Raw genomic sequence first — 9,219 nt, forward strand, 5'->3', positions numbered from 1 at the left:
CCCACCCCGCCACACCCACCCCGCAGATCCGCTGAGGAGCTGGACCATGAAGAAGACCTCCGTGCGCACCCGGGTGCTGACCGGCACCGTCGCCGCCGCCGCGCTCGCCGCCGCCACCGTGGGCGCCGTCTCGGCCAGCGCCGAGTCCACCGACACCCCGGCCGTCCCGGTGGCGGCGAAGGCCGACACCCAGAACAAGAACCTGGCCGCGAGCAGCGGCCTGACCATCGACGCCGCCACCCGCGCCGCCCAGGCCGCCCTGGACGCGGCCACCAGGGCCGGCCAGCACGTGTCGGTCGCGGTCGTCGACCGCGACGGTGTCACCCGGGTGCTGCTGAAGGGTGACGGCGCCGGCCCGCAGGCCCCGGTCTCGGCCGAGCGCAAGGCCTTCACCGCGGTGTCCTGGAACGCCCCGACCTCGGAGCTGGCCAAGCGGCTGGCCCAGGCCCCGAACCTGAAGGACATCCCGGGCACCCTGTTCCTGGCCGGCGGTGCCCCGATCCAGTCGAAGGGCGCTCCGATCGCGGCCGTCGGCGTCGCGGGTGCGCCCAGCGGCGACCTGGACGAGCAGTTCGCGCAGGCCGGCGTCGCCGAGCTGGCGAAGTGACGTGAGCCCGGCCGCCGGCCCGCCCCGCGCGAGGGGAGGGCCGGCGGCCGGGTCATGGTCTCGTTCGGGTGAACACCGGGAGGGTCGCCGCAGAACACGGGATGACCCTTCGAAAAGCCGGTGCCACTGTCAGTGGCGCGTGGCAGGCTTCCCGGTATGACGGCGTGGACCCTCAACGACATCGAACGTGCGATCCGCTCCTCCTGGGGTGTCGACACCTGTGCGCCCGAGGATCTGGCCCACTGGCGTCCCGACAATCCCGCCCGCGGCCAGTGCGGGGTGACGGCGATGGTGGTGCACGACCTGCTCGGCGGCGAGCTCATGATGGGCGAGGTGTACGTCGACGGGGTGCGGACGGACCTCCACTGGTGGAACCGTTTCGCCACCGGCTTCGAGATCGACCTCACCCGTGAGCAGTTCGGGCCGGACGAACTGGTCGGCCCCGGCCGCCCGGTGGCCCGGCCGGCCCGCCCCGGCCGGCTCCAGGCCCAGTACGAGCTGCTGCGCGGCCGGGTGGTCGCCGAACTGGAGCGCGGGGCGGCCGACGACCGCACCCGGATGCCGGCCCGCGCCTGCGCGTGAGCCGCTGCCCGGCCGCCGGTGCGCCGCCCGGTTCACCGGTCGGCCCGCGGGCGTTCTGACGTACAGTCGGTCGTGTACGAGCAGGTGCGGCGACGGGAGTGCGGGGATGACCGGGCGGACGATCGGCTTCGTGGGGCTGGGTTCGATGGGGCGCGGCATGGCCGGCAGCCTGCTGCGGGCCGGCCACACCGTACGGGTCTGGAACCGCTCGCCCGGGCCGGTGGCCGCCATGGTGGCCGAGGGCGCGGAGGCGGCCGACTCGCTCGCCGAGGTGTTCGCCGCCGACACGGTGGTCTCCATGCTCGCCAACGACACGGCGGTCGAGCGGCTGCTCGACCCCGCGCTGCTGGCCGGCGCCGCGGCGACCCTGCACGTCAACATGGCCACCGTCTCGCTCGCGCTCGCCGAGCGGGCCGAGGAGCGGTACGCCGAGCACGGCATCGGCTACGTCGCCGCGCCCGTCCTCGGCCGTCCGCCGGTCGCGGCGGAGGGACGGCTGAACATCCTGGTCGCGGGCGCGCCCGAACTGCTGGAACGGGCCGAGCCGCTGTTCGCCGCGATGGGCGAGCGCACCTGGCACTTCGGTGAGAGCCCCCGGCAGGCCAACACGGCCAAGATCAGTGCCAACTTCCTGATCGCCTGCGCGATCGAGTCGATGGCCGAGGCGTGCAGTCTGGCCGAGGCGCACGGCGTCCGGCCGACCGACCTGGTGGAGATGCTCAGCGGGACGCTCTTCCCCGGGCCGATCCACAGCGGCTACGGCTCGATGGTGGCCGAGCGCCGCTACGAGCCGGCGGGGTTCCGGCTGCCGCTCGGACTCAAGGACGTCGGCCTCGCGCTGGAAGCGGGGGCCGCGCGCAACGTTCCGCTGCCGTTCGGCAGCATCCTGCGGGACGCCTTCCTGGACGCGCTGGCCCACGGCGACGGGGACAAGGACTGGGCGGCCGTCGCGGCCGTCGCCCGCCGCCGGGCCGGACTGCCCGACTGACCGTCGGCCGGGCCGCCCCCCGGTCCGCGCCCGGTGCTCCGCGCCCGCGCTTTGGCATGGGCGCGGAATAAACCGGCGTTCGGGGGCTGCTCACTCCTGGGTCCGCACCGTATGCACGACGGAGGAGTCCTGATGGCCGATCAGCCGTCCGGCGCCGAGGCACCGCGCCGTTTCCTGTTCCTCGACGCCAGCGCCCGCGCCGACGGCAACTCGGCCCGGCTCGCCCGGCTGGCCGCAGGGTCGAGCCTGCCGGCCGGTGCCGAGCAGCGTTGGCTGCGCCTCGACGAGCACCCGCTGCCGCCCTTCCGGGACCTGCGGCACACCGGCGACGGCAGCTACCCCGAGCCGGCCGGCCACGAGCGGACGCTGCTGGACGCCACCCTGGCGGCCACCGACCTGGTCTTCGTCGCGCCGCTGTACTGGTACTCGCTGCCGACCAGCGCCAAGCTCTACCTCGACCAATGGTCGGCCTGGATGCGGGTGCCCGGGGTGAACCTCAAGGCCCGGCTGGGCGGCGGCACGCTCTGGGGCGTCACGGCGCTCGCCACCGAGGACGACAAGGCCGAGCCGCTGATCGGCACCCTCCGGCTGACCGCCGGGTACATGGGGATGCGCTGGGGCGGGGTGCTGCTCGGCAACGGCAGCCGCCCGGGCGAGGTGCTGGACGACGAGCGGGCGGTGATCGCGGCCAAGTCGTTCTTCGCGGACTGAACCCCGGGCCGGGTCCGCCCGCGCAGCGCGGCACCGACGGCTACGGCGGCCCCGGCCGACCGGGCGTCGCGCGCGCGTCCGCCCCCGCCACCGGGGGCCGTGCGCTACCGTCCTTCGGACGTGTACCCGTCACGCGGCACCCCGGCGGTCGACTCGGGGCAAGGTGCAAAAGCCTTACCAGTGGCCAGAGTTGGATGATTCGGGCACTTCGCCCCCCGGTTCGATTCGTAGCGTGCCACCCGCCTTCCGGACCGGTCGGGTCGTTCGGTACTCTCCGTCGGACTTTCAGCTTCGCGGGGGGTACGTGGCGTCTGCGGCCGCCCCCTCGCGCCCCGGGCCTCGCCCGGACACTTCCGTGAGGTCTCCTTGTCCATACGTCGCAGTCTTGCCCTTGCCGGAGCCGTCGCGCTCGCGTCCTCGCTCGTCCTGGCCGGCGCCCAGGGCGCCATGGCCGTCGGTGCCACCGGCACCCCGTCCGCCGCCGCGCAGCAGGCCGACAAGGCGTCGCACGCGAGCCTCGACCTCTCGCTGAACGGCGTGCCCGGCACCTTCATCGCCGGCGGTGACGCCCGCGAGTTCACCTTCAAGGTCGACAACAAGACGAAGCACGACTTCGTCTTCATCCCGCTGCTCAAGTTCAAGAACAAGGCGGGCTCGCTCCAGGCGAAGGACCTCAAGGTCCAGTACCGGCTCCCCGGGGGCGAGTGGCAGACCGCCGTGGTCGCCCCCGACCAGAGCGGGGAGAAGAACGACTCCGTCCTGATGATGCTCGGCACCCTCGACGGGGCCGGCAACCCGGTCGCCGACGACCTGCTCGGGGTGAACCGCGGCAAGAACGTCCCGATCAAGGTCCGGGCGTCCTTCACCGACGGTGCCCCGCTCGGCCGGGCCGGCGTCGTCCCGGTCGTCTTCGCCGCCGAGCTCGACGACTCCAGCCACCAGCCGGTCGACAACGGCCACCTCAGCTGCGAAGGCGGCGTGGGCTTCGTCATCAAGGCGCACGGCGGCGGCAAGCCGTCCCCGACGCCCACCGCGTCGCAGACCGGCAAGCCCAGCCCGACCCCGACCCAGACGGGCAAGCCCAGCCCGACCGCGAGCAGCTCCTCGTCGGCCACCGCGACCGCCACGCCGACGGAGAAGCCGACCGAGACGCCCACCGGCAAGCCGACCGAGAAGCCCACCGAGAAGCCCACCGAGAAGCCGACCACCCCGGCCACCGGCGAGCCCTCCGGCTCGGCCACCGCCCCGGCCCCGGCCGAGAGCAGCGGCGACGCCGCGGGCCCGATCGACTTCCCGGTCGTGCCCCCGGTCATCACCCCGCCGCCGCTGACCCCGGCCGCCGTCGACAAGGCCAAGGCCGCCGCGGACGGCAGCGACAAGGCCCTGGCCCAGACCGGTGGCGGTGACAACACCACCGCCATCGCGGCCGCCGGCGGCGCCGTCCTGGCGGCCGGTGTCGGCACCCTCGTGGTGCTGCGCCGCCGCAAGTCCGCCCAGCAGGGCTGACCCGCAACGCACCGACGCCCGGGAGGGCCGGGCCGCGGCTGATGCCGGCCCGGCCCTCCCGGCGTTCCCGGGCACGCTCACTCCCGCAGGTCCGGGCGCGTCCCCGCAGCCCCCGCGCCGCCCGCGGATCCGTCCCGTCGGACGGATCCGCGGGCGGCGCGGACGGTTCTCCTCCGTCACATAGGATGTCCGGCCGGAGGGGGGCGGAACGGCGGGGAGAGGACAGGTGCGGACAGCACGCACGGCACGGGCCACCACCGACTACGAGGCGGCGACCGGGCGGATCGCCGGGTTGCCGCTGCGCAGGCACCACGTCCTGCTGGCCGCCTGGACGGTGCTCTGGTTCCTCCTGGTGGAGCCCAGCGGCGGCTTCTCCTGGCACTACCTGCGCCAGGGCGAGCAACTGCTCTTCAGCGATCAGCCCGACGGCGGCCTGTCGCTCTACGCCCGCCACCCGGAGCTCCAGATCGGCCCGGTCAGCCTGGCCGCGGCAAGGCTCACCGCCCCGTTCGCACCGCACACCGGCGAGCTGATCGCCGAGGCGGTGAGCGCCGGGCTGGGCCTGGTGATGCTGGTCGTGGTCGGCCGCACCGCCGCCCTGTACTACCTCGGCACCGGGATCAACCACCGGCGGCTCCAGCAACGGCTGCTGATCGCCGGGCTGGCGTTCATCCCGATGTGGGTCGAGGTCTCGGTCCGCTTCGCGCACCTGGACGACGTCCTCGCGCTGTTCTTCACCACCCTCGCCGCCCACGCCCTGGCCCGCGGCAAGCCCGTCCAGGTCGCGGTGCTCCTGGCGCTGGCGGTGGACTCCAAGCCCTGGGCGATCGCCTTCGCCCCGCTGATCCTGGCGCTGCCCCGGCCCGCCTGGCTGCGCACCGCGCTCTGGTTCTGCGCCCTGGTGGCGATCGCCTGGCTGCCGTTCTACCTGGGCAACCTGGACACCATGGCGGCCGCCAAGTTCACCATCCCGAACCAGCCCGCCTCCGCGCTGCGCTGGTTCGGGGTCACCGACCCGTCCACCCCCTGGTGGGACCGGCCCACCCAGTTCGCGCTCGGCATCGGGCTCGGCTGCGTCGCCGTTTGGCGCGGCCGCTGGCCGGCCGTGGTGCTGCTGGGCGCGGACGCCCGCGTCCTGCTCGACCCGAGCGTCTACACCTACTACACGGCCTCGATCCTGCTCGGCACCCTGCTCTGGGACGCGGTGGGGCAGAAGCGGCTCGTCCCGTGGTGGAGCTGGATCGCGCTGGTCGCGCTGTACGGCGGCACGCTGTTCCTCCCGTCGGACGCGGCCCGCGGCTTCGTCCGGCTCGCCTTCGTGGTGGTCTCCGCCGCGTACGTGCTGTTCTGGCCCGCGCAGCGGTCCCGTCGGCCGCGGTCCGGTGGGCCGGGCGACGGCGACGGCGAGGGCGGTGCCGTCGGCCACCGGGGCGGGCGACGGCGCGTGCGGGCGCCGGCCGGCGCCGGGGTCTGATGCGGGAGGGCCCGCCCCCGTTCACCGCTTGACCCTCACGCGACGTGAGAGCCGAGGGTGGTGGTCAGCACCAGGGAGGAACTCCGATGACCAGTGAGGGCTACTCGGTCGGCGCCGTGGCGAAGATCGCCAAGGTGACCGTCCGCACCCTGCACCACTACGACGGGATCGGTCTGCTGTCCCCGGCCGGCCGTACCCGGTCCGGCTACCGCCGGTACACGGACGCCGACCTCGACCGGCTGCAGCAGATCCTCTTCTACCGAGAACTCGGGTTCCCCCTGGAGGAGATCGCGGCGATCCTGGACGACGACTCGGTCAGCCCGACCGAACACCTCCGGCGGCAGCACCGGCTGCTCACCGACCGGATCAGTCACCTCCAGGAACTCGCCTCAGCCGTCGAACACGCCATGGAGGCACGGAGAATGGGCATTCAGCTGACCCCGGAGGAGAAGTTCGAGATCTTCGGCGAGGACTACCAGGAGGACTGGGAGCAGGAGGCCGAGCAGCGCTGGGGCGACACCACGGCCTGGGCCGAGTCGCAGCGCCGCACCGGCGGCTACTCCAAGGCCGACTGGCAGCGGATCCAGGCCGAGATGACCGGGCTCAACGACCGCCTGGCCGAGGCGCTCACCGCCGGCGAGCCCGCCGACGGCCCGGTGGCCACGGACCTCGCCGAGGAGCACCGGCAGCACATCTGCCGGAGCTTCTACGACTGCACGTACACCATCCACCGCGGCCTGGCCGGGCTGTACGTCTCCGACCCGCGCTGGACCGACACCTACGAGAAGATCGCGCCGGGCCTGGCCCAGTGGCTGCACGACGCCATCCTCGCCAACGCCGACCGGCGCGAGGAGAAGCGCGCGGGGCAGTAGGCCGCGCGCCCGGGCCACCCCGCGCCCACCCCGCGCCCACGCCACCCCGCGCCCGAAGAAGCGCCGGGCCCGGGCCATCCCGCGCCCGAAGAAGCGCAGGGGTCAGGCCACCCCGCGCCCGAAGGAGCGCCGGTAGGCGGTCGGGGAGGTGCGCATCACCCGGCCGAAGTGGTGGCGGAAGGTCGCGGCGCTCTCGAAGCCGACCGCCGCGGCGATCTCCTCCACCGACCCCTCCGGCGACTCCAGCAGCGCCAGACTGGCCGCGATGCGCTGGGTGACGACCCAGCGCATCGGGCTGGTCCCGTTGCGGGCGGTGAAGTGCCGCAGGTACGAGCGGTCCGACATCCGGGCGGCGCCGGCCAGTTGCGAGATGGTCAGCGGGGAGGCCAGGTGGTCCAGCGCCCACTGCATGCTGCGGGCGATCCCGTCGTCCTCCTCCTCGACCGGGCGGACCGCCGCCTCGATGAACTGGGACTGCCCGCCGTCCCGGTGCGGTGCCACCACGAAGCGCCGGGCCACCGTGTTGGCCACTTTGGCGCCGTGGTCCCGGCGGACCAGGTGCAGGCAGAGGTCGATGCCGGCCGCGCTGCCCGCGCTGGTCAGCACGTCGCCGTTGTCCACGTAGAGCACGTCCGGATCGACCCGCACCGCGGGGTAGCGCTGCTGGAGCAGCTCGGCGTACCGCCAGTGGGTGGTCGCCCTCCGGCCGTCCAGCAGCCCGGCGGCGGCCAGGGCGAAGGCGCCCGAGCAGATCGACACGATCCGGGCGCCGCGCGCGTGCGCGGTGCGCAGCGCCTCGACCAGCGCGGGGGAGACGTCCCCGGCCCGGCGACCGGGAGATGCCCCCACGCCGCCGAACGCGTTCGGCACCCCGGGGACCACCACGGTGTCGGCCGCGGCCAGCTCGTCCAGCCCGTGCCGGGCGGTCAGCGTGAAGCCGCCCACCGCCTCCAGCGCCGTACCGGGCCGGTCCGCGCACACCTTCAGCCCGTACCAGGGCGCCGCCAGCAGGCCGGTCAGCTCGGGTCGCGCAAGCCCGAACACCTCGACCACCACGCCGAGTTCGAACGGCGCCATGCCCGGGAAGGCGTACACGGCGACGTCGTGCACGGGCTCCGGGCGCCGACCGATGGTGACGGCCACCGGCCGTGGCCCGACGGCGGCTTCGGCGGCCGGGGCGCCGGCCGGGCCGTCGACGTTCTGCTCGGCCATGCGAACCCCCTGCTCACGGGTGGCGGAATGCCGGTGAGTGTAGCCGTCCCGGCCCCTTCGGAATTTTCTTCGAACCCGACTGCAACCTTCACCTCCGTCACACGTCCTTTGGTACGGGGGCGGAGGGAACCCGGCGGAGGGCGGCTGGGATGATCCCCCCGATCACGATCTTGATCAGGTGGACCTGACGGAACGGCGGCCGCCGTCACCGTCCCGGGGGAAAGCGGAATCGCGAATGTCCATGGCCATCGGGCCGACCGCCGTGCAGGCAGGGGGGCGCGGCTTCTCCGTCCGCGGAGTGGTCGCCGCACTGTTCGGCGCGCAGGAGGTCGGCGAGCCGCTCGCCGCCGTCGCCACCGAGCAGGAGGCGAAGCAGCGCCGCTCCGGGTTCCGGCTGCTGCGCGGCGGCCGGAAGCCCGCCGAGGACCGGCCCACCCTGACCGACCTCTACCACGCCCACCGGCTCGGTCTGGTCCGGATGGCGGTCCTGCTGGTCGACCACCAGGACCTGGCCGAGGACGTCGTGCAGGACGCCTTCACCCAGCTCTACCAGCGCTACGGCGAGGAGCTGGACGACCTCGACAACGCCCTCGGCTACCTGCGCACCTCGGTGGTCAACGGGGCCCGCTCGATGCTGCGCCGCCGCAAGACCGCCCGCGAGTACGTGCCGCCGCACGTGGCCGACGCCCCGTCCGCCGAGGACCACGCGGTGCTCAACGACGAGCACCGCCGGGTGCTGGTCGCCCTGCAGGAGTTGACTCCCCGCCAGCGTGAGGTGCTGGTGCTGCGCTACTGGTCCGACATGTCGGAGGCGCAGATTGCCGAGACCCTGGGACTGTCCCGGGGCGCCGTGAAGTCCACTGCCAGCCGCGCTCTGGACGCCTTGGAAAAGCACCTGGAGAAGGTTCGATGACCGACAAGCTCCCCCGCCGCATCGGCGGCGACGGCGACGGGCCGGCCGAGACACCGACGGAACGGCTGCTCCGCGAGGCGATGACGGCCCGGGCCTCCATGGTCACGGCGGCCGGCCTGCGACCGGCCGCTCCCCCGAAGAACCGGATCCGCCGGCTGCGTCCGGTGTACGCCGTCACCGTGCCGCTCGGCCTGGCCGCCGCCATGGCGCTCGGCGTGCTCACCTTCCACGGCGAGCCGGTCGCCCAGGACCAGGTCCCGCCCCCGGCCGCCACCCTGACCGCCGCGCCGAGCCCGACGCCCGAGCCGACCGGCGAGCCCAGCCCGACGGCTGCCCCCACCGCCTCGGGCACCC

General features: G+C 74.1%; 10 protein-coding genes. 9 read left to right on the forward strand and 1 reads right to left on the reverse strand.

Features of this window, described 5'->3' with window-relative positions; translation table 11 throughout:
- The first annotated feature begins 46 nt into the window (after positions 1-46).
- From ACIQOV_RS13560 to ACIQOV_RS13590, 7 genes are all read left to right on the forward strand, one after another.
- Positions 47-607 carry a heme-binding protein gene (locus ACIQOV_RS13560; RefSeq protein ID WP_401048307.1) on the forward strand — a complete coding sequence of 187 codons (561 nt, stop codon included), beginning with the start codon at positions 47-49 and terminating at the stop codon, positions 605-607.
- 156 nt (positions 608-763) lie between these two features.
- Positions 764-1,189 (forward strand): hypothetical protein, encoded by a 426-nt coding sequence (locus ACIQOV_RS13565; protein WP_359897774.1) that lies wholly within the window; start codon positions 764-766, stop codon positions 1,187-1,189.
- Positions 1,190-1,295: 106 nt separating this feature from the next.
- The gene (locus ACIQOV_RS13570; protein ID WP_359897775.1) at positions 1,296-2,177 is read left to right on the forward strand and encodes an NAD(P)-dependent oxidoreductase; all 882 of its coding nucleotides are present in this window, start codon (positions 1,296-1,298) and stop codon (positions 2,175-2,177) included.
- A 132-nt stretch (positions 2,178-2,309) separates the two neighbouring features.
- Complete coding sequence (locus ACIQOV_RS13575; protein ID WP_401048310.1) at positions 2,310-2,888, forward strand: flavodoxin family protein; 579 nt, start codon at positions 2,310-2,312, stop codon at positions 2,886-2,888.
- A 366-nt stretch (positions 2,889-3,254) separates the two neighbouring features.
- On the forward strand, positions 3,255-4,394 hold the full coding sequence (locus ACIQOV_RS13580; protein WP_401048311.1) for an LPXTG cell wall anchor domain-containing protein: 1,140 nt from the start codon (positions 3,255-3,257) through the stop codon (positions 4,392-4,394).
- 226 nt (positions 4,395-4,620) lie between these two features.
- A complete protein-coding gene (locus ACIQOV_RS13585) occupies positions 4,621-5,868 on the forward strand; it encodes a hypothetical protein (protein ID WP_401048313.1) in 1,248 nt (415 codons plus the stop codon).
- Between the two features lie 86 nt (positions 5,869-5,954).
- Complete coding sequence (locus ACIQOV_RS13590) at positions 5,955-6,740, forward strand: MerR family transcriptional regulator (protein WP_401048315.1); 786 nt, start codon at positions 5,955-5,957, stop codon at positions 6,738-6,740.
- A gap of 102 nt (positions 6,741-6,842) precedes the next feature.
- Here the strand turns inward: ACIQOV_RS13590 and ACIQOV_RS13595 are convergent, their stop codons facing one another.
- The gene (locus tag ACIQOV_RS13595; protein WP_401048317.1) at positions 6,843-7,952 is read right to left on the reverse strand and encodes a helix-turn-helix domain-containing protein; all 1,110 of its coding nucleotides are present in this window, start codon (positions 7,950-7,952) and stop codon (positions 6,843-6,845) included.
- A gap of 235 nt (positions 7,953-8,187) precedes the next feature.
- On the opposite strand from ACIQOV_RS13595, the gene ACIQOV_RS13600 reads away from it, so the two are divergent.
- Complete coding sequence (locus ACIQOV_RS13600; protein ID WP_401048318.1) at positions 8,188-8,865, forward strand: RNA polymerase sigma factor; 678 nt, start codon at positions 8,188-8,190, stop codon at positions 8,863-8,865.
- Positions 8,862-9,219: hypothetical protein (locus tag ACIQOV_RS13605; protein WP_401048320.1), on the forward strand; the 358-nt coding region annotated here is incomplete at its 3' end. The genes ACIQOV_RS13600 and ACIQOV_RS13605, both read left to right, overlap by 4 nt.

This window comes from Kitasatospora sp. NPDC091257, assembly GCF_044757675.1.
Taxonomy (GTDB): Bacteria; Actinomycetota; Actinomycetes; order Streptomycetales; family Streptomycetaceae; genus Kitasatospora; species Kitasatospora lactacystinica.

What these genes read in the sequence shown, in the direction of transcription:
- ACIQOV_RS13560 (WP_401048307.1), top strand. Translation starts at nt 47, where the DNA reads ATGAAGAAGACCTCCGTGCGCACCCGGGTGCTGACCGGCACCGTCGCC.
- ACIQOV_RS13565 (WP_359897774.1), top strand. Translation starts at nt 764, where the DNA reads ATGACGGCGTGGACCCTCAACGACATCGAACGTGCGATCCGCTCCTCC.
- ACIQOV_RS13570 (WP_359897775.1), top strand. Translation starts at nt 1,296, where the DNA reads ATGACCGGGCGGACGATCGGCTTCGTGGGGCTGGGTTCGATGGGGCGC.
- ACIQOV_RS13575 (WP_401048310.1), top strand. Translation starts at nt 2,310, where the DNA reads ATGGCCGATCAGCCGTCCGGCGCCGAGGCACCGCGCCGTTTCCTGTTC.
- ACIQOV_RS13590 (WP_401048315.1), top strand. Translation starts at nt 5,955, where the DNA reads ATGACCAGTGAGGGCTACTCGGTCGGCGCCGTGGCGAAGATCGCCAAG.
- ACIQOV_RS13595 (WP_401048317.1), bottom strand. Translation starts at nt 7,952, where the DNA reads ATGGCCGAGCAGAACGTCGACGGCCCGGCCGGCGCCCCGGCCGCCGAA.
- ACIQOV_RS13600 (WP_401048318.1), top strand. Translation starts at nt 8,188, where the DNA reads ATGTCCATGGCCATCGGGCCGACCGCCGTGCAGGCAGGGGGGCGCGGC.